This window comes from Pantoea sp. (genome assembly GCF_028283705.1).
In the GTDB taxonomy this organism is placed as follows: Bacteria; Pseudomonadota; Gammaproteobacteria; order Enterobacterales; family Enterobacteriaceae; genus Pantoea.
Genome location: NZ_JAPWKD010000005.1, coordinates 221,303 through 245,928, shown reverse-complemented (window position 1 = coordinate 245,928; position 24,626 = coordinate 221,303). Strand labels below are relative to the sequence as shown.

Here is a 24,626-nt window from a genome sequence, read left to right as displayed (position 1 = left end):
CCCGCACGCGGAGCAACGATGACGGACACTTCACTTATTCACAACGCCGCCAGCGTTGCCGGTTCCGCGACGGCGGCGGTCCTCGCTATTCAGGATCTCAGCGTCAGCTTTCGTGGCCGTAGCGGCGTCAGCCAGGCGCTGAAAGGTATCAATTTTGCGATACACAAAGGGGAAATCGTGGCGGTGGTCGGCGAAAGCGGATCGGGCAAATCGGTGACCTCGCTGGCGGTAATGGGGCTGCTGGCGGCCTCGGGCCGTATTGATCGCGGCTCCATCCAGTTTCGTGACCGCAAAGGTCAGTTGCATCAGCTGGAAAAACTCAATGAAAACCAGCGTCGCGCGTTGCGTGGCCGTGAGATGTCGATGATTTTTCAGGAGCCGATGACCTCGCTGAACCCGGTGTTACGCGTTGGCGACCAGCTGACCGAAGCGCTACGTGATCAGCAGATTTGCGGTAAAGCCGAGGCAGACGCGCGCGCCCGTGAACTGCTGCGGCAGGTACGCATTGCCGATGTCGATCGCGTGATGAAAAGCTACCCGCACTCGTTGTCAGGTGGGATGCGACAGCGCGTGATGATTGCTCAGGCGCTGGCCTGCGATCCGCAGTTGCTGATCGCTGATGAACCCACCACTGCGCTTGATGTCACGGTGCAGGCACGCATTCTGCACATCCTGCGCGACCTGCAACGTGCCAAAGAAATGGCGGTGCTGTTTATCACCCACGACATGGGGGTGGTGGCGGAAGTAGCCGATCGCGTCGTGGTGATGTATCGCGGCGACGTGGTGGAACAGGGAACGGTGGCGGAAATCTTTAACGCGCCGCAGCACCCTTACACCAAAGCCTTGCTGGCTGCGGTGCCAAAACTCGGTGATATGCGTGAACACGCGTGGCCGCAGCGTTTTCCGCTGCTCGGCGCGCAACCGACCGATAACGCTGAACAGCGCACCGCGCGTTACGACGATAAACCGCTGCTCGATGTACGTGGCCTGAAAGTCTATTACCCGATTCGCAGCGGCATTTTTTCGGCACTGACCCATCAGGTACACGCGGTGGAGCAGATCGATTTTACCCTGTGGCCGGGAGAAACTCTGGCGATTGTCGGCGAGAGCGGCTGTGGCAAGTCCACCACCGGCCGGGCGCTGATGCGTTTAATTCACAGCGACGCCGACAGCATCCATTTTCAGGGCAATGAAATCGCCAACCTGAAAGAAGCCCAGTTTCAGCCGCTGCGCCGTGAAATCCAGATGGTGTTTCAGGACCCCTACGCCTCGCTTAACCCACGTCTGACCGTGGGCTTTACCATTGCCGAGCCATTGCTGCTGCATGGAGTGGTGAAGTCGCTGGAGGAAGCGACGCCGCAGGTGGAAGAACTGCTGAAAAGCGTTGGCCTGTTGCCGGAACATGCGCGCCGTTATCCGCATGAATTTTCCGGCGGCCAGCGTCAACGCATCGCCATTGCCCGCGCGATGGCGTTGAAACCGAAGGTGATTATCGCCGACGAAGCGGTATCGGCGCTGGATGTGTCGATTCAGGCGCAGGTGGTAAACCTGATGATGGATCTGCAACAGCAAACCGGTGTGTCGTGGATTTTTATTTCGCACGATATGGCAGTGGTCGAGCGTATCGCCAACCGCGTGGCGGTGATGTACCTCGGACAGATTGTCGAGCTGGGACCACGTCAGTCGGTATTCAATGACCCGCAGCATCCCTATACCCAACGGTTGCTGGCCTCGGTGCCAGTGGCTGACCCACAGAACCGTCCATTACGCACCTTCGACGACAGCGAGATTCCTTCGCCGTTACGCAAGGTGGGAGAAACGGTCATTAAACCCCGTTATCGCCAGGTTGCGCCGCAGCACTGGGTCGCTGACGGCATTGTTTCGCGCTAACCCAATACCAGGAGATTTTATGAACCCGTTTTTCCGTCGCACCTCGCTCGCACTCGGACTTACCCTCTCCCTGGCGGCTGCCGCACAGGCGCAGGATCTGCATATTTCGATGTATGCCGATATCACCGGCCTCGACCCGCACGACACCTCTGACAACGTCAGCTATTCAGTGCAGAGCGGTATCTTTGAACGCCTGTTCCAGTTTGATGCGCAGATGAAGCTGCAACCCTGGCTGGCCACCAGCTACACCAGCAACGACAGCGCCACCGAATTCACCCTGACGCTGCGTAAAGGCGTCACCTTCCAGGATGGCACGCCGTTCGATGCGGAAGCGGTGAAAGCCAACCTTGATCGTCTGGCCGATCAAACCAAAGGTCTGAAGCGCAACAGCCTCTACAAGATGATCCAGAAAGTCACGGTGCTGGCACCGGATCAGGTCAAAGTTGAGCTGAACCAATCCTTTGGTGCCTTTATCAACACCCTGGCACACCCGTCGGCAGTGATGTGGAGCCCGGCGATTCTGAAACAGTACCCGGATGAAGCGCAGCTGCGTTTACATCCGGTCGGCACCGGTCCGTTTAAGTTTGTGGACTGGCAGCCAGGTAAAGCCGTCACCCTGACCAAATACGATGGTTACTGGCAGAAAGGCTGGCCGAAAGTGGATAACGTCACCTTCTCGCCCAGCCCGGAAGATGCGACTCGCGTCGCAGCGCTTAAGTCGGGTCAGGTGGATGCGATCTGGCCACTGCCGTCCGATCTGATCAGCACCGTACAGAATGACAGCAAGCTGGCGATCCAGCGCGATCCGAGTATTTATCTCTACTACATGGCGATCAACACCCAGCATAAGCCGCTGGCGGATCTGCGCGTGCGTCAGGCGATCAACTATGCCATCGACCGCAACCTGTGGCTGAAAGTGGCGTTCGCCGGGATGGGCAAACCGGCCACCTCGGCTATCCCGGAAGGGGTGCAGTTTTATCAGAAGCAAAGCGACCCGAACTACCGCTATGCGCCGGATGAAGCCAAAGCGCTGCTGAAAGCGGCGGGTTATCCGAACGGCCTGGATCTGAAACTGTGGACCACCAATGCCACTGCCAGCGTGCGTGCGGCGCAGTTCCTGAAAGCGCAGCTGGCGACGGTGGGTATCCGCGTTACCGTCACCCCGATGGACTCCGGCACCCGTAACGCCAAATTGTGGGGCGTGAAGGATCCGAAGCAGGCCGAGTTCGACCTCTACTACGGTGGCTGGTCAACCTCAACCGGTGATGCTGACTGGGCGCTGCGTCCGCTGTACGCCACGGAGTCCTGGGTTCCGACCTCGTACAACGTGTCCTACTACAGCAACCCGGCGGTGGATAAAGCGATTGCCGGGGGGCTGGCAACGGCTGACCCGGCAAAACGCGGCGTGGCCTATGCCGAAGCGCAGAAACTGCTGTGGAAAGATGCGCCTGTCGCCTTCCTCGGTACGCCGGATAACCTGGTCGGCAAGCGCAGCAACCTGACCGGCGTCTCCATGCTGGCGGATGGCAACTTCCTGTATACCCAGGCTGCATTTAAATAAGCACAAACCGTAGCGGCGCGATTTATCGCACCGCTACGCCTGAAGGAATCGCATGTTCGCATACATTATTCGTCGCCTGCTGGAGATGATCCCGGTACTGCTGGTGGTCTCGCTGCTGGTGTTCGGCTTCATCAAACTGCTACCGGGCGACCCGGCGCGTATCTACGCCGGACCGGATGCACCGCTGGCAGCGGTGGAAGCGGCGCGTCAGCACCTCGGTCTTAACGATCCGCTGCCGCAACAATATCTGCACTGGCTCGGTGGCCTGTTCCGTGGCGATCTTGGCGTGACCTATCGCACGCAGCAACCGGTGCTGGACGTGATCAAAAAAGGCTTTATGCCGACCATGTGGCTGGCGCTGGCAGGCTTTGCCTGGTCGGTAATCCTCGGTCTGTTTCTCGGCGTGCTGGCGGCGCTGAAACGCGGCAAATGGCAGGACTGGACGCTGATGAGCGTTGCGGTAGGGGGGATCTCAATGCCGACCTTCTGGCTCGGCCTGCTGCTGATTCAGTTCGTCGCCATGCCGTTTGGTTTGTTCTCGGTCAGCGGCTTCAATAAACCCACCGATATCATCCTGCCTGCCATCACCCTTGGCTCCTCGGTGGCGGCGGTGATGGCCCGTTTTACCCGCTCAGCCTTCCTGGAAGTGGCGCAGGAGGATTATGTGCGCACCGCCAAAGCGAAAGGGCTGCGTAATCGCCTCGTCACCTGGAAACACGTGATGCGCAATGCGCTGATCCCGGTGATCACCATGCTCGGTTTGCAGTTTGGTTTTCTGCTGGGTGGATCGATCGTGGTGGAAAGCGTGTTCAACTGGCCGGGTCTCGGCTGGCTGTTGATCGAATCGATCAAAGCCCAGGATCAGCCGGTGATTCAGGCACTGGTGATGCTGTTCGTGTTTGAATTTATTGTGATTAACCTGCTGGTAGACCTGCTATATGCGGTAGTTAACCCGGCGATTCGCCTGCGACAGGAGCCATGATGAGTCTGCAATCTCTGCCTGCCACAACGCAGGAGACTATCCGTTCGCCGTGGCGCGATTTCCTGCACGCCTTTGTGCGCAATCCGCTGGCGCTGGTCTCGGGCGGTTTTGTGCTGCTGCTGGTGCTGGTGGCGATTTTCGCCCCGTGGCTGGCCCCGTGGGACCCGATGGCGCCGGACTGGATGGCGCTGTCGTCACCGCCGTCTGCCGCGCACTGGATGGGCACTGACGATCTGGGTCGTGACCTGCTCAGCCGTATTATTTATGGCGCGCGTATCTCGCTGTATGTCGGCGTTGTGTCGGTGACGCTCGGCATGGTGGTGGGTGTGCTACTTGGCTTGTTGGCGGGCTACTATGGCCGCTGGATCGACATGTTGATTATGCGTGGTTCCGATGTGCTGTTCGCCTTCCCCGGCATGCTGCTGGCGATTGCGGTGGTGGCGATTCTCGGCCCGGGTTTGAATAACGTGATCATCGCCGTGGCGGTATTCAGCGTGCCGGTGTTCGCCCGCATCGTGCGTGCCTCAACGTTATCGCTGAAGCAGGCTGCCTATGTGGAAGCGGTGCGCTGCGCGGGTGCGCCAGACCGGGTGATCCTGCTGCGTCATATCCTGCCGGGTACGCTGTCGAACGTGATTGTCTACTTCACCATGCGCATCGGCACCAGTATCCTCACCGCAGCCGGACTGAGTTTTATCGGTCTTGGCCCGGAGCCGGACGTCCCGGAGTGGGGCAACATCCTCGCGATGAGCCGCAATATGATGATGGCGGGCATGTGGCACATCAGCGTGTTCCCCGGTCTGGCCATTTTTATCACGGTGCTGGCGTTTAACCTGCTGGGCGATGCCCTGCGCGATACGCTGGATCCCAAACTGAAGAGCTAAGCATGGATTTTCAACAGATGCAGCGCGACCTGCTGCTGCAACGCTGGCGCGAAACGCGTCAGCTCGGTCAGCCACGCAGCGCCTGTGGCCCGACCAACCTGATCAGCGATGTGTCCGGCGTGCGCGTTGGTCACGCCACGCTGGATGCCGGGGAAATCCAGACCGGCGTCACGGCGATTGTGCCGCCGGGCGATAACCTGTTTCAGCAGCCGCTGCCCTGTGCGGCGGCGGTATTTAACGGTTTTGCCAAACCGGTGGGGTTGGTGCAGGTGGAGGAGCTGGGTGTGTTGCAGACGCCGATCCTGCTCAGCAACACGCTGGCAATCGGAACGCTGTTTACCACGCTGGTGCGCGATGCCATCAGCCGCAATCCGGAGCTGGGCCGCAGCCTGCCGACGGTCAATCCCGTGGCGCTGGAGTGCAACGATGGCTGGCTGAACGACATTCAGGCGCTGGCGGTAACGGAAGCGCTGGCGCAGCAGGCGTTAAACGCTGCGCAGACGGATTTTGCCCGTGGCAGCGTCGGTGCCGGGCGTGGTATGAGCTGCTTCAGCCTGAAAGGCGGCATCGGCAGCGCCTCGCGTCTGATCCCGGCGTTGGATGCCACGCTGGGGGTGCTGGTGCTGGCAAACTTTGGCGCGCTGACCGCGTTAACGCTGGACGGTGTGCGGCTCGGTGAAATGATAGAGCCGCTGCTGCCGGAACTGACGCCACAGCGTGATGCGGGTTCGATCATCATCATCATGGCGACGGATGCGCCGCTGGATGCACGTCAACTGAAGCGCGTGGCAAAACGCGCCGGGGCGGGCCTCGGGCGGCTCGGCAGTTACTGGGGGCACGGTTCGGGTGATATCGCGCTGGCCTTCTCCACCCTGGCCCAGCCGCAACCGCCGCAGGATGCCGCGCTTGAACCGCTGCTGGCCGCTGCTGCCGATGCCACTGAACACGCGGTGTTGGATGCGTTGCTCGCGGCTACCGCCGTCACCGGTTTTCGCGGCCACCACCGTCCTGCATTAACGGATGTTTTAGACAGGTTATCTCAATGAAAATCTTTATCTCCGCCGATATCGAAGGCATCGCGGGCGTCATGCGCCCGGAACAATGTTCACCGGGCCACGCAGAATATCAGCTGGCGCGTGGATTGATGGAGCAGGAAGTGAACGCCGCCATTGATGGGGCATTTGCCGGAGGGGCTACCGAGGTGGTGGTGGCCGATAGTCATGCGCAAATGACCAATCTGCGTGCGGAAAACATCGATCCGCGCGCCCGGCTGGTGCAGGGCAAACCGCGTGGATTGTCGATGGTGGAAGGGCTGGAACAACAACCGTTCGATGGCCTGTTTTTTATCGGTTATCACAGCGCGGCGGGAGAGCCGGGCGTGCTGGCGCACACCATCAATGGCCGCGCCTTCTGGCGCATTCACATCAACGGCAAAGTGATGGGCGAAAGCGATATCTATGCCGCTGCTGCGGCCGAGCAGGGTACACCGCTGTGGCTGGTGAGTGGCGACGATCAGCTTCAGGGCTGGATGGCGGAGCATTATCCATCGGTTGATTACGTTTGTGTCAAACGCGCCATCTCTCATACCTGCGCGGAATCCATCAGCCCGCAGGCGGCGCAAAGCGCCATCCGTGCTGCCGCCACCGCTGCGGTACAACGTGCGCGCCAGGTCGAAACCACCCGCCTCCGCGCCCCGTATGAGATGCAACTCCAGGCAAGCAAGCCGGTGCTGGCCGATCTGTTTAGCCTGATCCCCGGCGTCACGCGCATTGATGCAGTAACGGTGGGCTATCGTGCCGAGCAGATGGGCACGCTGATTAGCTTGCTGAGCGCCTTCTCTTATCTGGCGAGTACGCAAAATTAAATTGCGCCGCTACACGGGCAGATGCGGTTTGTAGCGGCGCGATTTATCGCGCGGGTTTTAGCGCGTAAAGCACACCACGCGGCTGCGATTTAACAGCAGCCGCACGCGATCCCCCGATTGCGCGAGCACAAAGCGTTTTTCCCACGGGCCATCCAGCGCGGTGGCCAGTACCCGGTCGCCGCCCAGCGATTGCAGCGTGGCGCGAATCGCCGCCGGGCCAATCCCCATGGTTAGCGTCTCGCCCTCAATCACCATTTCGCTGCGCCACGGTGCGGCAAACCAGCGCCCCTGTAAGTTATCCAGGCTGGCACGGTCCGGCTGAACCGGCTCAAAGCGGCGTGCCGCATGGCCGATTTCACCGACAATTGCCTCACCATCATGACGTAACTGCATTGGAAAGGTGCTGGAAAGCGACACCGCATCGCCATGACGTTCATCGCGCCACAGTGTTTCACCCGCGCCCAGCCAGGTGGCAGTGACGCCTTTGATCTCCAGCCAATCGGCTGCGGTGGGGGCCACATATAAACCCGGTGTCAGATCGTGACCTTTTTCCGGCAGCGTTCGATTCAGCGCCGCTGCCAGAATGCGCAGGGCACTTTCCGAGGTGGTGACGTCCTCGCGGTTCGCCACCAGCGCCACACCGATTTTGAGTTCCGGGTGCAGCAGGAAATAGCTTTTGTATCCGGCATGGGAACCGCCGTGACCAAACAAGGTCTGGCTGCCGAGGGTGGAGCTGGTGAGGCCGAGGCCGTAGCCACTGGTACGCCCATCGCTCAGGTTGCGCGGCGCACTCAGCCGTTGCAGTACCCCTGCGCCCGGCCCGCTATCCGCCAGCAGGCTTTGCAGCCAGCGCGTCAGATGGCGCAGACTGCCGGTGACACTGCCGGAAGCCGACAGATGCAAGCCAGCGCTGGACAGCTGCCATTGCTCGCCATTGTTCCAGTAACCCGGTACCAGGCCGGGCACGATATCGAACCAGCTTTCAGGCGCAGTCAGATTGATATCCAGCGGCTCACAAACGTATTGTTGCAGCAGATCGTTGAACAGCACCCCTTTGGCTTTCAGCGCTTCTTCCACCAGCCGGTAACCGGTGTTGGTGTAAGAAATCTCACTGCCCGGCGGGTAACTGAGGTCGCCCTCACGCGCCAGAAAATCGAGCAAATCGGCGGCGGTGGTGGCGTTGTACACCGACAATCCCAGCAGCGACAGGGTTTCGCGCACATCCGGCAGCCCGCTACTCATATCCAGCGCCTGGCCGACGGTGACGGCACCATTGGCTCCGGTCAGCTGTGGCAGATGCTGGTCGAGCCGGTCATCCAGTTGCAGGTAACGTCGGCCAGGGCCGGTGACCAGCGCCGCGAACAGATGTTTGGTGATGGAAGCAAAGCGCACCACGCTATCAATGCTGAACGGCGTTTGCTGGGCCAGATCCGCCAGCCCGGCGCAATGCGCGGAGTGAATATGGTGGGCATCGAACAGTACGATAGCACCGCCCGGCGCACCGGGTTGTTGCCAGCTTTGAACGATCGATTCTGCAATATCTGCGGCCTGTTGCCAGTGGGCTGTCATGCCGGTTCCTCCAGCGTCATGCTGAGATCAAAAAGTTGCGCGGTGTGCGGATGCTGGATGCGCCGGGCGCGCAGGTCATCCGCGCTCAGCTGCTCCACCATCTCGCCATGCTGCATCACGCCAATACGCTGACACAGGTGCGTCACCACCGCGAGATTGTGTGTCACCATAATGTAGGTCAGTTTGCGTTCACTGCGAAGATCGCTAAGTAAATTAAGGATTTCCGCCTGTACCGAAACATCCAGCGCTGAGGTCGGTTCATCCAGCAGCAGCACTTCAGGCTCGGCAATCAACGCGCGGGCAATCGCCACACGCTGGCGCTGCCCGCCAGAAAGCTGGTGGGGGTAACGAAAACGCACCGCCGCAGGCAGGCCAACTTCGCTCAGCGCCTGGCTGATGCGCTGCTCGGCGCGATCAATCTGATGCACCAGCAAGGGTTCGTGCAGGATACGGTCAATGGTCTGGCGCGGATGCAGCGAACCGAATGGGTCCTGAAACACCATCTGCACCTGGCGATAAAAAGCGCGGCTGCGTTTGGCGCTGAGTGCCTGACCACCGAAGGTCATGCTGCCCTGCCAGTCTTCATTCAGCCCGGCGAGGGCGCGCAGAATGGTGGATTTACCAGAACCGCTTTCACCCACCAGACCAAAGCTCTCGCCGTTACCGACCGCAAAGCTGACGTCTTTCACCACGGTGTGCGCACCAAAAGCGATGCGCAGATTATCGATTTGAATCATGTGTTTTGCTCGTACAAATACGTTATTAATCCCGCCACGCCGCGTCACGCTGCAACACCGGCAACCGCTCACGCGGATGACGCAGCGACGGCAGGCAAGCCAGCAGGCCGCGGGTATAGGGATGCTGCGCCTGTTGCAGCTGCCCGGCATCCAGTAGCTCGACGATACGTCCGGCGTACATCACCGCCACGCGATCGCAGAAATGCGACACCAGCGGCAGATCGTGGCTGATCAGGATTAACCCCATGCCGCGTGCTGAAACCAGATCGTCAATCAGCCGCAGGATCTCCGCCTGTACCGTGGCATCCAGCGCGCTGGTGGGTTCATCGGCGATCAGCAATTCCGGGTCCGGTGCCAGCATCATGGCAATCATCACGCGCTGGCCCATGCCGCCGGATACTTCGTGCGGGTAGCGCTTCGCTACCAGGGCGGGATCGCGGATTTTCACCTGTTCCAGCAAGCCAATCGCCGCCTGCATCGCCGCTTTTTTGCTGCCGCCTTTATGCTCACGCCAGGCTTCGGCAATCTGCTGGCCGATGGTCATCACCGGATTGAGCGAATATTTCGGGTCCTGCAAAATAAAACCGACGCGCTTGCCGCGAATCTGCCGCAGCACTTTCTCGCTGGCACCGCGCAGGTCGATGCCGTCAAAGCGCAGCACATCCGCCGTCACCTCAGCATTGCCCGGCAGCAGCTGCATCAGGCTGCGCGCCGTCAGTGACTTGCCGGAACCGCTTTCGCCAACGATGGCGAACTTCTCGCGTCCCACGCTAAAGCTGACGCCACGCACTGCTTCAAAGGTTTCTGTACGATTGCGAAAGGCAATGCGCAGGTTGTCAATTTCCACCAGCATTTAGCGCTCCTTCGGGTCCAGCACGTCGCGCAGACCGTCGCCAAGAAAGTTAAACGCCAGCGACGTCAGGAAAATCGCGATGCAGGGCATCAGCGGCACCCACCATTGACTGAACAGAAAACGGCGGGCGGTGGCGATCATCGTGCCCCATTCCGGCGAGGGTGGCTGCGCCCCCATGCCGAGAAAGCCGAGGCTGGCGGCAGTGATGATGATGGCGCTCATGTCGAGGGTGACGCGCACAATCAGGCTGGGCACGCACAACGGCATGATATGACGCAGGATAATGCGCAGCGGTGACGCACCGGTCAGGCGGCTGGCGGCGATAAAATCGCTGTGGCGAAATTGCAGGGTCTCGGCACGCGCCAGACGCGCATACGGCGGCCAGGCGGTGAGGGCGATCGCCAGCACCGCGCTCTCCACACCGGGCTTCAGGGCGGCAACAAACGCCAGCGCCAGAATCAAACGCGGGAAGGCAAGGAAGATGTCGGTCAGACGCATCAGCGCCTTATCGACAATCCCTCCGGCATAACCGGCGATACAGCCAATCAGCAGCCCCAACGGGGCCGTCAGCAGCACCACGGCAATCACCATGCCGAGCGTGGTGCGTCCGCCATAGATAATCCGCGTCCAGACATCGCGTCCCAGCTCATCGGTACCGAGCCAGTGCGTCAGCGATGGCAGGGCCAGACGATTATCGAGATGCTGGGTGCCGGGATCGAATGGCGTCAGCAGCGGAGCAAATAGCGCCAGCAGCAGCATCAGTAAAATCACCAGCAGACCCGCCATCGCCAGCGTGTTGCTGCGCAGGCTAAGCCACAGGCGATAACGACGGCCCCACACCGCCTGACGGCGGTTGGCGGGGGTGTCATCAAGCAGCCAGTCACGAGAGAAAAAGATCATTTTACGCGTGGGTCCCAAAGTCGATAGAGAATGTCAGCCAGCTGGTTGAGCAGCACATACACGGTGCCCACCAGCAGGGTCGAGCCGACCACCGGGTTCATATCGGCGTTCATCAGCGAGGTGGTGAGATACTGCCCAAGGCCCGGCCAGGCAAAGACGTTTTCCGTTACCACCGCGCCTTCCAGCAGTCCGGCGTAGGTCAACGCCAGCACCGTCACCAGCTGCACCGCCACGGTGGGAAACGCATGTCGCCAAATCACGCGGCGTGAAGACAGACCTTTGGCGCGCGCGGTGATGACAAACTCGCCGCTCAGGGCGTTGAGCATAAAGGTTCGTGTCATACGCGTGATGTAAGCCATGCTGAAATAAGCGAGGATTAACACCGGCTGCACCATGTGGGCCAGCGCATCGCGGAAGGCGTCATATTCTCCCGCCAGCAGGGAATCGATGGTGAGAAAGCCGGTGACCTGCGGCACCATATCCTGCCAGATGATGTCCTGCCGCCCCGGCCCCGGCGCAATACCCAGCACTGCGTAGAACACCAGCAGGCTCAGGAGCGCCAGCACGAACACCGGCAGCGAATGACCGGCGAGGCAAATCACACGGATGGTTTGATCCACCCAGGTGCTCTGGCGTACCGCCGCCCACACGCCAAGCGGGATGCCTGCCAGCGCGGCGATAATAATCGCGGCGGTCGCCAGCTCCATGGTGGCAGGGAAGAAACGGGCGATATCGGTGGTGACCGGGTTGGAGGTCAGAATCGATTTGCCGAGATCGCCATGTAACAGCTGATTGAGGTAATGACCAAACTGGATGTAAAGGGGCTGATCCAGCCCCATCTCCGCACGCACGCGCTCTACCACCGACTGGGGCGCGTTATCACCGACCGCTGCCAGCACCGGATCGGTGGGCATCACGCGGCCAATGAAAAAGGTCAAAACCGACAGGCCAAACAGCGTCAGCACCAGGCTGCTCAGGGTGCTGACGATTTTCTTCAGTAACGGCATCAGGCTTTTTTCACCTGCTCATACGGCCACTGCTCCAGTACCGTCATGTGGACATCACTGATATTTTTGCCACAGACCGTGTTGCGTGTTCTCTGCATCATGTAGATAAACGGACTCTTCTCACGCCCCAGTTGCTGAATCTGGTGATACAGGGCGATACGTTTGGCCGCATCCGGTTCGTGCAGTGCCTGCTCGGTCAGCTTGTTGAACTCATCGTCAGACCAGCTGCAACGCCAGGCCAGCGTACGGTTGCGCGCGTTGTCGCTGTTGTCGGTGTTGACGCAGAAGGCTTCGGTGTTGGAGTTAGGATCGAAATAATCCGCGCCCCACACGGTAAGGGCCAGCTGATGCTGACGGGCGCGCATTTTGGTCAGCACCTGACGGTTTTCGGCGGCAATCAGTGACACCTTGATGCCAATCGCGCCCAGCTGAGTCTGAATCGCCTGCGCGATATCCGGGTACGGCTGCATCGAGTAGTGATCAAGGGTGATTTCGAAGCCATCCGGATAACCCGCTTCCGCCAGTAGCGCTTTGGCTTTGCTGAGATCTTTGTGGAACGGCGTATCGTCCAGCGCTGCCGGGAAGCCGCTCGGCAGGAAACTTTGGTGAGTGGTAAAACTCATCGACAGAATGTTTTTCTGGATGCTGTCATAATCCAGCGCCCATTTCAGTGCCTGCCATACCTGCGGTTTTTTCAGGTACGGGTTATTGGTGTTGCACGACATCAGCATAATGGCGGAGAGCGACTGATTCACCAGCGACAGTTTCGGGTCGTCTTTCACCTGCAACAATTGTTCGGTGGTCAGGTCATAGGCCACATCCACGTCACCTTTTTGCACCATCAGCGCCTGTGCTGCCGGGTCGGCGATGTGTTTCAGGATCACACGTTTGATTTTGCTCTCGCCGCTAAACTGCGGGCTGAGTTCCAGAATCACCGTTTCGCTGGCGTTCCAGGTGCGCAGGGTAAAGGCACCAGAACCGGCGCTGTGCTGTTTCAGCCAGCCGTTGCCGAAATCGTTGTTTTGCTGGTTCGCCAGACAGGCTTTCTTCGACACGATGCTGCCGACAGTGGCTGACAGGCAATACAACAGGAACGTCTCGGCGGCCGGTGCGCCCAGTTTCATCTCCACCGTGTGGGTATCTTTCGCCGTCACCAGCTGGGTGACGTTGTCTTTGGTGAAGCCAAACTGGTTGATAATAAATGCCGGGCTTTTATCCAGTTTTACGATACGTTCGATGGAGAAAGCCACATCTTCGGCGGTCACCGGTGAGCCATCGGCAAATTTTGCCGCCGGATCGAGATGGAAGGTGTAAACGCTATTGTCGCTGCTGGCATCCCAGCTTTTGGCCAGTGCGCCAATCACTTTGTCGGCCTGCTGCGGATCGGGCATCACCAGCTTCTGGTAAAGGTTGCCGCAGATCTGGCCGCCGATAGCTTCAAAACTTTCGTGCGGATCGAGGCTGGTGATGTTGTCCAACTGCATCGCCATCACCAGCATGCTGGGCGGGGTGGCACCGAAGGCAGAATTAAGGCTGAGATACGAAAGGAACGGTACGGCGGTGCATCCTGCAAGAAAACGTCTTCTGGTAACCATGTAAACTCCCAACTTATTGATTATTAAAATAAAATATTTTATTTTTGCTGTTTTTTGTCTTGACTTTCCTGCGGTGCAGGGGGATTAATAACAGGCATTAAGCCTTTTGTTTCACGCTCAGGCGCTTGCCTCATTTTGGTGCGTTTTGCTCCGCCAGCTGGCAGCGCTTGCGCTTTCTCCTGCACATGAAATGGGTACAACATGTCTGACTTGCGTAACGCCAACCGGCTTTCCATCCCGGTTTTTGATGGTCATAACGATGTCCTGAACAAACTGTGGCAGCACCATCAGCCTGACGCGGTAAATGCTTTCCTGAATGGCACCGAATCGGGGCAGATGGACTTTCCCCGCATCCGCCAGGGAAATATGGTAGGTGGGATTTTTGCCACCTGGGTGCCATCACACCCGCTAGTTGCAAGAAGTGCGCCAGACCTCTCAGAATTTCCTGAAGAAATTGTTGGCACTGCACGCGATGCCACCTTTTCCATGCTGGCTTTGCTGTTGCGTATTGAGCAGGCGTCGCAGGGGCAGGTGAAGATTTGTCGCAGCGTGCGGGAGATTCGTCAGTGCATGGCCAACAACGTGCTGGCCGTGGTGATGCATATTGAAGGAGCGGAAGCGCTGGATACTCACGGCGAGCTGCTGGATATCCTCTACGCCAGCGGTTTACGCACCCTCGGGCCGTTGTGGAGCCGTCCTAATCAGTTTGGTGATGGCGTGCCGTTCCGTTACCCCTCTTCACCAGATATTGGCAACGGCCTGACGCCGGCGGGCAAGCAGCTGGTGCGCGACTGTAATCAGCGCCGCATCATGGTTGACCTGTCGCACATGGATGAAAAAGGGTTCTGGCATACCGCCGACATCAGCGATGCGCCGTTGGTGGCGAGCCACTCCAATGCTCATGTGTTAAGCGCCCAGTCACGTAACCTCACCGATCGTCAGCTGGCAGCGATTGCCGAAACCCAGGGGTTTGTGGGGGTTAACTTTGCGGTGCCGTTCCTGCGTGAAGATGGCGATCGCCATGCTCCGACCACGGTCGATGCCATCGTGCGTCACGTGGAGTACCTGATGGAAAAAGTGGGTGAGGACGGAGTCGGTTTTGGTTCCGACCTCGATGGTGCGACCATGCCGGGCGACATGAAAGATGTGGCTGGTTTCCCGCTACTGGTGGCTGCCCTGGCAGCGCGTGGCTATTCGCAGGCGTTGCTGGAGAAGATTTGTTATGGCAACTGGCTGCGCGTGCTCGAAGCGACCTGGGGCGAATAATCATGCGATTGCGACATATTGAGGTGTTTCAGGCGATAGTGCAGAGCGGCAGCATCAGCGGTGCCGCGCGCCTGCTCAATGTCTCGCAGCCGAATGTCAGCCGGGTGCTGAATCACGCCGAGCAACAGCTCGGTTTTGCGCTGTTTGAGCGGCGGGCGCAGGGGATGATCGTCACGGCGGAAGGTCGGCGTTTGCTGCCGGAAGTGGAGGAGCTGTATCAAAGGTTGCAGGCGATTACGCAACTGACGGAGCAGCTGCGACGTGGCGAAGGGCAGACGGTACGCGTGGGGGCCGCCCATGCGTTTGGTCAGATGGTGCTGGCTCCGGCGCTGGTGACCTGGCGACAGCAGGCCGCATCGGTCAGCGTAGAACTGGTCACCGAACATTTCAGCACCCTGTGCCGCAGCATTCTCGAAAATCAGCTCGATTTCGCGCTGGTGTTTGGTCAGCAGGTTGATGCTAACCTGCTGGCCGAGCCGCTGTTTCAATCCTCGATGGTAGCCTTGCTGCCACGGGATCACACCCACAACGAACCGGTCACGCTCGAATGGCTGTGTGCCAATAATCTGCTGATGATGCAAAGTCAGGACCCTCTAGGTCGGGTGCTGCACCGGGCGCTGCGCGATAAAGGGCTGACACCGGCGGTATCGCTGTCGATTAAAACCTATTCCGTGATTGCCGATATGGTGCTGGCGGGCGGCGGCGTGGGGGTGGTGGATCTGTTCACCGCTTGTCGCTATGCCGATCAGCTCAAGCTGCTGCCGGTGGCGCAGCCGCTGCCGTTTGAGGTGATGCTGATTAGCCGCCGCGATCGGCCGCAGTCGCAATCGACTTTGCAGCTGAAGCAGGTGATTAGAAATAAGTTGTGGGAGATTGCACGGCAGTGTGAGTCGAGGTTTTTTACGGTGAATCCGTAGCGCCTCGGTGTAATTTCGTTCGCTACTGACTTAGGTAGTTTCAGTTCGCCAGTGCGGCGACCGAGCAAAGGGTACCTGGCCGTCCCCTTTGCATTCCCCAGCCTTGCGCTGCCTGCCTCGCCGCTTCGCGGTCCCTTCGCTTACTCACGCTTCCGACGGACCGGCGTCGATTCGCTCCTGCTCAACGCCGCCTTTCGCCGCATCCATGCGGCTCACCCTGAAATCGTTCCCGCGCTCAGCGAGTTCGGATGGCGCTCACACCCCCGCTGCCCCAGCCATGCCGGTCTATGTTTTTTTCTTTTGCTGTTGGTTTTTATTCGATGGTCTTGCAGGCGGGGGTGTTGGCGGCATTCGCAGCGCCGAGCGCAGAGGGAAGGCCAGGACGAGCCGCATGGATGCGGCGAGAGGGCGGCATGAGCCATGGATGGCGAATCCGCGCGGTCCGTCAGGCCTGAGTGATAAGCGAGGGAACAGCGCGAAGCGCTGCGCGAGGACGCCGCAGGGCGCGGATTGCAAAGGTCCGCGCCCTCGGACCTTTGCCCGTCCGCCTGCACAGGCGGCCCTGAAACTGCCTAAAGCCTGGCGGGCGGAACCCCTGCGGAGCCAAACCGCTGCTGGCGGAACCATCAAACCCCATCGGTAATCGGCTTCCGCACCAGCAGCAGATAGGCCAGTGCTCCCACCACCGTCACACCGGCACAAATCATCAGCGCCAGGCTGAAAGATTTCGTGGTATCCAGTACCCAGCCGGTGATCACCGGAGCGAACGACGCAAACACAAAGCTGGCAAAGTTTTGAATACTGCCGACCGAAGCGGTCATGCGAGCGGTAACGTTCGCGTGAATCAACCCCCAGCAGGATGTACCGGCAAAATGGATACAAAACAGCGCCATCCCGATTAACGTCACCGCGCTGGTGGTGTCGGTGGCGCGGGTTACGAAGGCAGTGAACGCCGCAGACAGCAACATGCCGCTGACGATACTCACTTTACGCACCTTCACCGCGTCCATACCGCGACGGACCAGCGCATCCACCACATAACCGTTCAGCAGCATACCCGCCGCACCAAACAGGAACGGAATCGCTGCCAGCAAACCGGTGCTTTTCAGGTCGAGGTTATAGGTAGATTGCAGGTAACCCGGCAGCCAGGCGATATACAACCACGCGGTGTAGTTGATGCCGCTGAAACCAATCATCATGCCCCACATGGTGCGTTGCTTAAACAGCCCGCGCCACTCGGCAAAGCTAATCGGTTCTTTACGTGACGCGACACTGCCCGCCTGCAAATAGTGAATCTCTTCTGCGCTCAGCTTGCTGTTATCACGGTTGCGATAAGCCAGATACCAGCCGATAGCGAGGAACATACCCAGCACGCCGATGGTAACAAACATGCCACGCCAGCCCAGTACCAGCATCATCGCCGCCAGAATCGGCGGGGCGATAGACAGGCCAATCATCGAAGCGGCGTTAAACATCCCCATTGGCATGCCGCGATCTTTAATGTTGAACCAGTCGTTAATTACCTTCACGCCGCACGGGTTCATCGGCGCTTCGCCAATGCCGAGGCCGATGCGCACCAGGATAAACTGGGTAAAGTTATGCACCATCCCCGCTGCCGCCTGGAACAGCGACCAGAAGAACATCCCCAGTGCCAGCATGATGCGTGGACCTTTGCGATCCAGCAGCGCTCCACATGGCAGCTGCGCCAGACCGTAAGCCAGCGAAAACGCCGACAGCAGTACACCAATCTCGGTGGCGGACAGACCCAGCTCACCGCGAATGGTCATATTGGCCACCGACAGTGAACTGCGGTCGAGATAGTTAATGATGGCGGCAAACAGCAACAACAACATCGCTGTCATCTGAATCTTTTTGATGCGCGGTGAGCGCACCACATCGCCGCGGGCGGGGACGAAATCACGTCCATCTGCGGCTGGGGCTGGCGCTGTCTCGCGACCACGAGCTGATGTATTTTCCATTGCAACCTCCCGGAGCTGGGTACTTATCGTTATCAGTCAGTGTGGGATTCTGTGGTCGCCAACAGATGCGACCTCAACAGATGGCTCGAGACTAGAAGCAAAGGTGACAGGATGTTGCAAAGATGTTTCTGATTCGTGCGGGAGCTAATGATTTGTGGTTTTTAATCGGTTTTTAATTGTACTGACGAATTGAGCGGATCATTGAGCTCTTAGCAGTACCAAGATGGGTGTGCAGGGCGCACAGGGCTTCCACATCCTGGCGGCTAATCAGCGCGGTGAGAATCGCCATATGCTCCTCCAGCGCCACAATATTTCGCTGCTTCAAATCACTCTCATCCCATTGATAATGTGAATGAAAAATCACCGAGATGATCTCCAGCGACTGATTGAAAAACGGGTTATTGGCAGCGGAAAGGATCAGTGAATGCATCTCCTTATCCAGTGCGGCGAAGTGGCGATAATCGCTGGCGATGGTGTCACGCATCGCGCGATGGCGGTCAAGCAAATCACGCGCCTGAATCCAGCGCTCGTCATGCGAGGGAAGATTGAGAAAACGGTTCAGCGCATGGGTTTCTAACATTTCACGCAGTTCAAACAGCTTCTCCGCGTAATCCTGATCGAACTTCTTCATGCGCCACTGGCCGCGTTTTACCGGTTCCAGCAGGTTGTAGCGCATAAACCGCAGCAGAAATTCCCGCACCACCACCGGACTGACCTTCACCCGCTGCGCCAGTTGCAGCTCGGTAAAGGTATCGCCTGGCATCAGCAGCCGCTGGTTGATCAGATTAAAAAACGTTTGCTCAAATTGCGCCGCCTGCTGCTCGATCGGCGGGGTGAGAGCGCTGAAACCGTCCTCGTCGCCAGGATCACGCACGATGACGTAAGTCTCATCCACCTTTTCCAGCACACCACGCTGATGCAGGTAATGCAGGGTATGGCGCACCGTGGTACGGCTGATATTGAACATTTCCGCCAGTGCCGCCTGCGGTGGTAAGGGTGAACGAATATGGCGCTGGGCAATACCTTCCAGCATTTGGTTGATCACGTTCTGGCGCAGATTCTGGCTTCGGCTCATAGCAGGCTCCGGTTTTTTATTTATTAAAAACCATCGAAAGCCCAAAAAAATCGTGTTACTTCACACTTCCGTGTGCGCAACAAGCCGTTAACATCGATTTTCGCCATAACTGCGACATCAGCACAGGAGAAACCTATGACAAGTATGAAAACTCTGGTGGTAATGGAACCCCGCAGCATGGTGTGGCAGCAGCGCCCCAGACCGACCCCCGCAGCACACGAGGTCCTGATCAAACCGATTACCGCCGGGATTTGCGGCACCGATATTCACGCCTGGGCGGGGAATCAGCCGTTCTTTAGCTATCCGCGCGTGCTGGGCCATGAGCTGTGTGGCGAAGTGGTGGCGCTGGGCAATGCGGCCAGCGGTTTTAGCCCCGGCCAGCGCGTGGCGCTGATCCCTTATGTTTCCTGCCAGCAGTGCGATGCCTGCCAGAGTGGCAAAACCAACTGCTGTGAAAACATTTCGGTGATTGGCGTGCATCAGGATGGTGGCTTCTGTGAGCTACTCAGCGTGCCGCAAAACAACTTACTGGCGGTGGATGATGTGGCGGTAGAAGCCGCAGCCCTCATCGAACCTTTTGCCATCAGCGCACACGCGATACGTCGGGCGGCCGTGGCGGCAGATGAACAGGTGCTGGTGGTCGGAGCCGGACCCATTGGCCTCGGGGTTGCTGCCATCGCTGCCGCCGCAGGGGCGCAAGTGGTGGTTGCCGATACCAGCGAACAACGGCGGACGCATGTCACGCAACATCTTAATCTGACCACCATCAACCCGCTGGATGCGGATTTTGATGCCACCCTGCGCGCGCAGTTTGGTGGCCGACTGGCGGCGAAGGTGATTGACGCCACCGGCAGCCCGGCGGCGATGAACGGCGCGGTGAAACTGATCCGTCACGGTGGCACCATCGTGTTTGTCGGTCTGCACAAAGGCGATTTGGTGATCCCGGATACCGAGTTCCACAAAAAAGAAACCACGCTGATGGGTAGCCGTAACGCCACACGCGAAGATTTCGATACAGTGCGCGAACTGATGGCAACGGGCCAGCTACGTGCCGACATGATGCTCAATCGTCATTATGATTTCTCCACCCTGGCGGAAACCTTTGAACCTGATGTGATTAACAACCGCGAGTTAATCAAAGGCGTTATTCACTTCGCGCGATAAATCGCGCCGCTACAAAAGCGTTAAGCCTGCAAGGTGGCGAAAAAGTGCTGGCGCACCGCGTCAGCTTCTACCCCCAGACACAGGCGCTGCGCACGCAACCCGGCGAAAGGGTCATGACGAGAGGCGAGGGCGTTCAGGCGGCGCAGCGTTTGGCCGCTGCTGATGCCCTCGGTCACCACCCGTACCGGCGCTTCCGTCAGGTGGAAAGCATGCGGCAGCGCCAGCCAGGAAAGGGTCAGCGTGTCGTGCAGCGCCATGCCATCAAATCCTTCTTTCTCCAGGCTATATGCCAGATACGGACGGCAGATGGCGCTCAGCACCGGCTGATTGAGCTGCCGCACTTCTGCACCGGTAATCAACACCTTATGGGTGACATCCAGCGGCACCACCACCACTGGCAGCTTTGATGCCAGCACCTGATCGGCGGCATGCGGGTCCTTCCAGATATTGAATTCCGCGAAAGGCGTGACGTTACCGCTGTGGCCGTCGGTGCCAAACGCACCGCCCATAATCACCAGTTCTTTCACCAGCGGAATAATATCCGGTGCCTGATTAATCGCGCTGGCGATGTTGGTCAGCGGGCCAATCGCCACCAGGGTGATGGCGTGTGGACGGGCGCGCACGCTGTCGATAATAAATTGCACTGCGCTGGGGGCCTGGTCGCTATGGGGATTGGTAAAGGCATCACCCAGACCGTCTTCGCCATGCAGACGCGCCGGGGCCGACGGAGCCAGCGCCAGCGGGCGTGAACAGCCGCGATAGACCGGCGCATCAATCCCCATCTTCTCGCAAAACAGCCGGGCATTTTTTACCGCCTGACCCACCGCAACATTGCCAAACACCGTGGTGATGCCCAGCAAATGCTGAGTGCGCGCGGCATAGGCCAGCGCAAAGGCGTCATCCACGCCGATATCAGTATCAAAAATCAGGGTGCGCATGGGGATCTCCAGTTCGTTTTCTGGCAAGGTAAAACAAAAATGGGTGATTGCGAAGGTGCGAACGTGAAGGAGAACAAGATGAAGATCAGCAGGCTTTGATACACACAGGCAGTTTTACCCAGATTGCAACCTGCCGTCTTATCCTCAACGTATCTCCAAAAAAGACTTAAGGGCGCATTTGATGTGATCAGGCTGCTTTCTATTTCCGAACATGATCGGTTCACTCATCGTGGTATGACTCGTGAAGAACTATTAAATTGTCTTTTTACCTAAGCCCCTATTGCCAGTCACATATTGTCTGCCAGCATTAGCCATCGTATTATCACCCCCCTAAGGTGATGGCGTGCCACCTTCCCCAACCGCCGTTCTGGCAACAGACGGCTGATGACGCCTGACAACACACGTATCCCTGCGCGGGAGACGGCGGTGTGTCAGGTGTTTTTCTGTCCTGCCGCGGCCCTGCGCGTTTCTCATCTCAGGAGCTACACATTTATGTTGAAATCGCTGTTGGCCGTTATGCTCGGTGGTGCTATTGGCTGTTCACTGCGCTGGTTGATTTCTCTCCGCTTTAATACGTTGTTTCCCAATCTACCGCCTGGCACCTTGCTGGTGAATCTGGCGGGTGGGTTTATTATTGGTGCTGCGATGGCATGGTTTTTAAAGAATCCTCACCTCGACCCGGTATGGAAATTGCTGATTGTCACCGGCCTGTGCGGCGGCCTCACGACCTTTTCCACCTTTTCAGCCGAAATTGTGGTGCTGTTACAGACGGGGAAATATTTCTGGGCCATGTCGAGCGTGATGGTGCATGTGATTGGTTCTTTACTGATGACCTTCGCCGGATTTGCCGTGGTCAATCTCTTAGGATAAACAGCACGCTTGAAATAACCATTAAGAGGTAGATACTGGTCAGAGTTCTGTGCGCGTGACGCACAGAATTTGTCACCGATTTATCCGGACGATTAAGGAGCCCGTTGATGAGTAGTCACCCCAAATTCCTTAACCTGGTGTTGTTAAACGGTGAGCCAGAACAGAAATTGCGTGCGGCGCGTGCGGCTGGCTTTGATCAGGTTGAAATCTGGCGTGAAGATGTACAGGCCAGCGCACAGGGGACGCTGGCGCTGGCGCAATTGGCCGCAGAGCAGCAACTCCGGTTTACCAATTTGCAGGTATTACGCGACTTCACCGGTGCGCCGGATCGTGAACGTCTGCAAAAGCGCGAAGAATTGCGTCAGTTTATTCAGATTGCCCAGGCGCTGGGCTGCGACACCATTCAGGCTCCGGCTACCACGCGGGAAGATTGCCTGGCCGATCGTATCGATGAAGATCTGCGCTGGATGGCCTCGGAAGCGGCGCGTCATAAGATGCGAATTATGTACGAGCCAATGGCGTGGTGCAGCGTCGATAACACCCTGCCGCTGGCGTGGGAGCGGCTGCAACGGCTGGATCAACCCAATATCGGTCTGGTGGTCGATCTGTTCCACATCTGCGCCCTGGGGGGCGATGCGGCGCAACTCGATGGTATCCCCGCCGATCGTATCTATGAAGTTCAGCTGTGCGATATGGCGGTGCTGCCGCCGCAGAATAACGACGCCATTATCGATATGGCACGCCACCAGCGTTTACTGCCTGGCGACGGTATCATCGAGGTGGAGCGTTTTGTCGATAAGTTGAAAAGCGCGGGCTATAACGGCCCGGTCGGCATTGAAGTGTTTAACGATGCATTAAAAGCGCAGCCACCGGCTGTGGCTGCACAACAGGCCTGGGCAGCGCTGAATCGCTACTGGCCTTAATCCTGCAAGCATTGGGCGATAAAGGCGGCTGCCTCCATTGCGCCCTGCGACGAAATGGTATGACCGGTGGTCGGTTCGAAGCGAGTCTCCACCGTCACACCGGCAGATTTCAGGCGCTGCGCGGCAGATTCGCTTTCGGTCCACGGAATCACCCCGTCAGCATGGCCGTGAATCAACAGGGCGGGCGTATGCGGCTGCGGTGTCAATGCGCCATCGAACGCCAGACGGCCCGAGAACGCCACCACGCCCGCCAGCGGATGGCGGCCTGCTGCCAGCGCATCGAGTGCCATGATCGAACCCTGCGAGAATCCCACCAGAATCACTTTATCCCAGGCATCGGTAAACCCATGCTGCGCCATCAGCGGTTGCAGCGTGGCATCAAACGCGGCCCGCGCTTCACGGACCCGCGCCGGACGATTTTCCGTGGTGACGCCGTTCAGGCTGAACCACTGATAACCCATACCGTGTTCGAACGGCATCGGGGCATTCGGCGAGGCGAACGCCACATCCGGTAACACGCTGGCCCAGTGCTGGCCAAGTCCCGCCAGGTCAGCGCCATTACTGCCAACGCCGTGGAGAAAAATCACTAACGCTTTTGCCATCTTGCTGCTCCTTAAAAACCGTATTCCGCCATATCCGGGCCAACCGGCACAATACCATTCGGATTCAGTGCCTTGATTGAATAGTAACCCTGTTTGATATGGTCGATATTCACTGTCTGACGCACGCCAGAAACTGCCAGCATACTCTTCAGGTAACGATTGAGCTGCGGATAGTCGCGCAGGCGACGCAGGTTGCATTTGAACAGCCCGTGGTACGCGGCGTCAAAGCGGATCAGCGTGACAAACAGGCGAATATCCGCTTCCGTCAGCTGCTCGCCCAGCAGGAAGGTACGCCCGTCACTCAGCCGTTCTTCCAGCTCATCCAGCTGGCTGAAGACATCATGAAACGCCTGCTGGTAGCTGATTTGCGTGGTGGCGAAACCGGTGCGATACACGCCGTTATTCAGGCGTGGGTAGATCGATTCATTCAGAGCGTCGATCTCGCTTTGCAGATCCGCCGGATAAAGATCGATGCTGTTATCGGCCAGGGATCCAAAACCGCTGTTCAGCATACGCAGGATATCAGCGGATTCGTTATTCACGATGGTCTGGGTCTTTTTATCCCACAACACCGGGACGGTGGCGCGGCCAGTGAAATCAGCAGCGGCACGGGTATAGAGTTCATGCAGGTATTCGGCGTTGTTCAGGGTATCGCGATTGGCACCGGGATAATCGCCGAAATGCCAGCCCTGCTCACCAAGCTGCGGTTCCACCACCGATACGCTAATCACCTGCTCCAGCCCTTTCAGGCTGCGGGCAATCAGGGTGCGTGAGGCCCACGGACAAATCAGCGCCACATACAGATGATAGCGATCTGGCTCGGCGGCAAATTCGGTCGATCCGTCGTTGCTGATCCAGTGACGAAAACTGGATGTCTGACGGACAAAGCCGCCCTGTTTATCGGTGGCCTGCACCGGATGCCACTCTGCGCTCCACTTACCGTTTACCAACATCGCTCTGCTCCTCTGTGGTGATGCTGGTTAGCTTACCCGTTGAGCAGATGGGTGATAATCCGGGCAAAATGGCTTTGATTCCTTCCAATATGGAAGG

The 24,626-nt window shown here is 58.5% G+C and carries 23 protein-coding genes and 1 riboswitch; of the genes, 11 read left to right on the top strand and 12 right to left on the bottom strand.

Annotated features, from left to right (window positions below):
- Window positions 1-18: 18 nt before the first annotated feature.
- The 6 genes from PW844_RS04560 to PW844_RS04535 are packed head-to-tail and all read left to right on the top strand — an operon-like array spanning window position 19 to window position 7,181.
- Window positions 19-1,890: an ABC transporter ATP-binding protein gene (locus PW844_RS04560; protein WP_299448385.1), complete on the top strand. Its 1,872-nt coding sequence runs from the start codon at window positions 19-21 to the stop codon at window positions 1,888-1,890.
- 19 nt (window positions 1,891-1,909) lie between these two features.
- Window positions 1,910-3,451: a glutathione ABC transporter substrate-binding protein gene (locus PW844_RS04555; protein ID WP_299448383.1), complete on the top strand. Its 1,542-nt coding sequence runs from the start codon at window positions 1,910-1,912 to the stop codon at window positions 3,449-3,451.
- Between the two features lie 52 nt (window positions 3,452-3,503).
- Window positions 3,504-4,433 (top strand): ABC transporter permease, encoded by a 930-nt coding sequence (locus PW844_RS04550; protein WP_013510939.1) that lies wholly within the window; start codon window positions 3,504-3,506, stop codon window positions 4,431-4,433.
- Entirely contained in the window at window positions 4,433-5,317 is an 885-nt protein-coding gene (locus PW844_RS04545; RefSeq protein WP_299448380.1) for an ABC transporter permease subunit, read from the top strand. Before PW844_RS04550 ends, PW844_RS04545 begins: the two co-directional genes overlap by 1 nt.
- A gap of 2 nt (window positions 5,318-5,319) precedes the next feature.
- The gene (locus PW844_RS04540; protein WP_299448378.1) at window positions 5,320-6,363 is read left to right on the top strand and encodes a P1 family peptidase; all 1,044 of its coding nucleotides are present in this window, start codon (window positions 5,320-5,322) and stop codon (window positions 6,361-6,363) included.
- The gene (locus tag PW844_RS04535) at window positions 6,360-7,181 is read left to right on the top strand and encodes a M55 family metallopeptidase (protein WP_299448376.1); all 822 of its coding nucleotides are present in this window, start codon (window positions 6,360-6,362) and stop codon (window positions 7,179-7,181) included. Before PW844_RS04540 ends, PW844_RS04535 begins: the two co-directional genes overlap by 4 nt.
- Window positions 7,182-7,238: 57 nt before the next feature.
- Here PW844_RS04535 and PW844_RS04530 read toward each other — a convergent pair whose 3' ends face one another.
- From PW844_RS04530 to PW844_RS04500, 7 genes are read right to left on the bottom strand one after another with little or no spacing between them, the layout of a single operon-like run.
- Window positions 7,239-8,750 (bottom strand): serine hydrolase, encoded by a 1,512-nt coding sequence (locus PW844_RS04530; protein WP_299448374.1) that lies wholly within the window; start codon window positions 8,748-8,750, stop codon window positions 7,239-7,241.
- On the bottom strand, window positions 8,747-9,487 hold the full coding sequence (locus tag PW844_RS04525) for an ABC transporter ATP-binding protein (protein ID WP_299448372.1): 741 nt from the start codon (window positions 9,485-9,487) through the stop codon (window positions 8,747-8,749). Before PW844_RS04525 ends, PW844_RS04530 begins: the two co-directional genes overlap by 4 nt.
- Before the next feature lie 25 nt (window positions 9,488-9,512).
- Window positions 9,513-10,340, bottom strand: a complete 828-nt coding sequence (locus PW844_RS04520; RefSeq protein ID WP_299448370.1) for an ABC transporter ATP-binding protein — start codon at window positions 10,338-10,340, stop codon at window positions 9,513-9,515.
- The gene (locus PW844_RS04515) at window positions 10,341-11,240 is read right to left on the bottom strand and encodes an ABC transporter permease (RefSeq protein ID WP_299448368.1); all 900 of its coding nucleotides are present in this window, start codon (window positions 11,238-11,240) and stop codon (window positions 10,341-10,343) included.
- Window positions 11,237-12,247 (bottom strand): ABC transporter permease, encoded by a 1,011-nt coding sequence (locus PW844_RS04510; protein ID WP_299448366.1) that lies wholly within the window; start codon window positions 12,245-12,247, stop codon window positions 11,237-11,239. The genes PW844_RS04515 and PW844_RS04510 overlap by 4 nt, the downstream gene beginning before the upstream one ends.
- Window positions 12,247-13,842 carry an ABC transporter substrate-binding protein gene (locus PW844_RS04505; RefSeq protein ID WP_299448363.1) on the bottom strand — a complete coding sequence of 532 codons (1,596 nt, stop codon included), beginning with the start codon at window positions 13,840-13,842 and terminating at the stop codon, window positions 12,247-12,249. The genes PW844_RS04510 and PW844_RS04505 overlap by 1 nt, the downstream gene beginning before the upstream one ends.
- Before the next feature lie 38 nt (window positions 13,843-13,880).
- Window positions 13,881-14,045, bottom strand: a complete 165-nt coding sequence (locus PW844_RS04500; RefSeq protein ID WP_299448361.1) for a hypothetical protein — start codon at window positions 14,043-14,045, stop codon at window positions 13,881-13,883.
- Between PW844_RS04500 and PW844_RS04495 the strand changes: the two genes are divergently transcribed.
- Both PW844_RS04495 and PW844_RS04490 read left to right on the top strand, forming a co-directional pair.
- Window positions 14,044-15,108 carry a dipeptidase gene (locus tag PW844_RS04495; protein ID WP_299448359.1) on the top strand — a complete coding sequence of 355 codons (1,065 nt, stop codon included), beginning with the start codon at window positions 14,044-14,046 and terminating at the stop codon, window positions 15,106-15,108. The genes PW844_RS04500 and PW844_RS04495 overlap by 2 nt on opposite strands.
- Before the next feature lie 2 nt (window positions 15,109-15,110).
- Window positions 15,111-16,025: a LysR family transcriptional regulator gene (locus PW844_RS04490; protein ID WP_084877729.1), complete on the top strand. Its 915-nt coding sequence runs from the start codon at window positions 15,111-15,113 to the stop codon at window positions 16,023-16,025.
- 626 nt (window positions 16,026-16,651) lie between these two features.
- Here PW844_RS04490 and PW844_RS04485 read toward each other — a convergent pair.
- The gene (locus PW844_RS04485) at window positions 16,652-18,004 is read right to left on the bottom strand and encodes an MFS transporter (protein WP_299448355.1); all 1,353 of its coding nucleotides are present in this window, start codon (window positions 18,002-18,004) and stop codon (window positions 16,652-16,654) included.
- Between the two features lie 172 nt (window positions 18,005-18,176).
- On the bottom strand, window positions 18,177-19,079 hold the full coding sequence (locus tag PW844_RS04480) for a GntR family transcriptional regulator (protein WP_299448353.1): 903 nt from the start codon (window positions 19,077-19,079) through the stop codon (window positions 18,177-18,179).
- Between the two features lie 135 nt (window positions 19,080-19,214).
- On the opposite strand from PW844_RS04480, the gene PW844_RS04475 reads away from it, so the two are divergent.
- Complete coding sequence (locus tag PW844_RS04475; RefSeq protein ID WP_299448351.1) at window positions 19,215-20,243, top strand: zinc-binding alcohol dehydrogenase family protein; 1,029 nt, start codon at window positions 19,215-19,217, stop codon at window positions 20,241-20,243.
- A gap of 20 nt (window positions 20,244-20,263) precedes the next feature.
- Here PW844_RS04475 and PW844_RS04470 read toward each other — a convergent pair whose 3' ends face one another.
- Window positions 20,264-21,181 (bottom strand): nucleoside hydrolase, encoded by a 918-nt coding sequence (locus PW844_RS04470; RefSeq protein WP_299448349.1) that lies wholly within the window; start codon window positions 21,179-21,181, stop codon window positions 20,264-20,266.
- Window positions 21,182-21,506: 325 nt separating this feature from the next.
- Window positions 21,507-21,582: riboswitch (Fluoride riboswitch) on the top strand.
- Between the two features lie 91 nt (window positions 21,583-21,673).
- Here PW844_RS04470 and crcB point away from each other — a divergent pair.
- Together crcB and PW844_RS04460 are read left to right on the top strand one after the other, a co-directional pair.
- Window positions 21,674-22,051, top strand: coding sequence for a fluoride efflux transporter CrcB (crcB, locus tag PW844_RS04465; RefSeq protein ID WP_299448347.1), 378 nt, complete (start codon window positions 21,674-21,676; stop codon window positions 22,049-22,051).
- Window positions 22,052-22,158: 107 nt separating this feature from the next.
- Window positions 22,159-22,974, top strand: a complete 816-nt coding sequence (locus tag PW844_RS04460; RefSeq protein WP_299448345.1) for a sugar phosphate isomerase/epimerase — start codon at window positions 22,159-22,161, stop codon at window positions 22,972-22,974.
- Here PW844_RS04460 and PW844_RS04455 read toward each other — a convergent pair.
- Complete coding sequence (locus PW844_RS04455) at window positions 22,971-23,576, bottom strand: prolyl oligopeptidase family serine peptidase (RefSeq protein ID WP_299448343.1); 606 nt, start codon at window positions 23,574-23,576, stop codon at window positions 22,971-22,973. The two genes, PW844_RS04460 and PW844_RS04455, sit on opposite strands and share 4 nt — an antisense overlap.
- Window positions 23,577-23,587: 11 nt before the next feature.
- Window positions 23,588-24,529, bottom strand: coding sequence for a glutathione S-transferase family protein (locus tag PW844_RS04450; RefSeq protein ID WP_299448341.1), 942 nt, complete (start codon window positions 24,527-24,529; stop codon window positions 23,588-23,590).
- Window positions 24,530-24,626: the final 97 nt, after the last annotated feature.

Coding starts and splice junctions, on each gene's coding strand:
- PW844_RS04520 (WP_299448370.1), bottom strand. CDS start 10,340: ATGCTGGTGGAAATTGACAACCTGCGCATTGCCTTTCGCAATCGTACA.
- PW844_RS04455 (WP_299448343.1), bottom strand. CDS start 23,576: ATGGCAAAAGCGTTAGTGATTTTTCTCCACGGCGTTGGCAGTAATGGC.
- PW844_RS04510 (WP_299448366.1), bottom strand. CDS start 12,247: ATGCCGTTACTGAAGAAAATCGTCAGCACCCTGAGCAGCCTGGTGCTG.
- PW844_RS04550 (WP_013510939.1), top strand. CDS start 3,504: ATGTTCGCATACATTATTCGTCGCCTGCTGGAGATGATCCCGGTACTG.
- PW844_RS04560 (WP_299448385.1), top strand. CDS start 19: ATGACGGACACTTCACTTATTCACAACGCCGCCAGCGTTGCCGGTTCC.
- PW844_RS04555 (WP_299448383.1), top strand. CDS start 1,910: ATGAACCCGTTTTTCCGTCGCACCTCGCTCGCACTCGGACTTACCCTC.
- PW844_RS04530 (WP_299448374.1), bottom strand. CDS start 8,750: ATGACAGCCCACTGGCAACAGGCCGCAGATATTGCAGAATCGATCGTT.
- PW844_RS04535 (WP_299448376.1), top strand. CDS start 6,360: ATGAAAATCTTTATCTCCGCCGATATCGAAGGCATCGCGGGCGTCATG.
- PW844_RS04495 (WP_299448359.1), top strand. CDS start 14,044: ATGTCTGACTTGCGTAACGCCAACCGGCTTTCCATCCCGGTTTTTGAT.
- PW844_RS04500 (WP_299448361.1), bottom strand. CDS start 14,045: ATGTTGTACCCATTTCATGTGCAGGAGAAAGCGCAAGCGCTGCCAGCT.
- PW844_RS04545 (WP_299448380.1), top strand. CDS start 4,433: ATGAGTCTGCAATCTCTGCCTGCCACAACGCAGGAGACTATCCGTTCG.
- PW844_RS04485 (WP_299448355.1), bottom strand. CDS start 18,004: ATGGAAAATACATCAGCTCGTGGTCGCGAGACAGCGCCAGCCCCAGCC.
- crcB (WP_299448347.1), top strand. CDS start 21,674: ATGTTGAAATCGCTGTTGGCCGTTATGCTCGGTGGTGCTATTGGCTGT.
- PW844_RS04460 (WP_299448345.1), top strand. CDS start 22,159: ATGAGTAGTCACCCCAAATTCCTTAACCTGGTGTTGTTAAACGGTGAG.
- PW844_RS04490 (WP_084877729.1), top strand. CDS start 15,111: ATGCGATTGCGACATATTGAGGTGTTTCAGGCGATAGTGCAGAGCGGC.
- PW844_RS04525 (WP_299448372.1), bottom strand. CDS start 9,487: ATGATTCAAATCGATAATCTGCGCATCGCTTTTGGTGCGCACACCGTG.
- PW844_RS04450 (WP_299448341.1), bottom strand. CDS start 24,529: ATGTTGGTAAACGGTAAGTGGAGCGCAGAGTGGCATCCGGTGCAGGCC.
- PW844_RS04505 (WP_299448363.1), bottom strand. CDS start 13,842: ATGGTTACCAGAAGACGTTTTCTTGCAGGATGCACCGCCGTACCGTTC.
- PW844_RS04515 (WP_299448368.1), bottom strand. CDS start 11,240: ATGATCTTTTTCTCTCGTGACTGGCTGCTTGATGACACCCCCGCCAAC.
- PW844_RS04475 (WP_299448351.1), top strand. CDS start 19,215: ATGACAAGTATGAAAACTCTGGTGGTAATGGAACCCCGCAGCATGGTG.
- PW844_RS04470 (WP_299448349.1), bottom strand. CDS start 21,181: ATGCGCACCCTGATTTTTGATACTGATATCGGCGTGGATGACGCCTTT.
- PW844_RS04480 (WP_299448353.1), bottom strand. CDS start 19,079: ATGAGCCGAAGCCAGAATCTGCGCCAGAACGTGATCAACCAAATGCTG.
- PW844_RS04540 (WP_299448378.1), top strand. CDS start 5,320: ATGGATTTTCAACAGATGCAGCGCGACCTGCTGCTGCAACGCTGGCGC.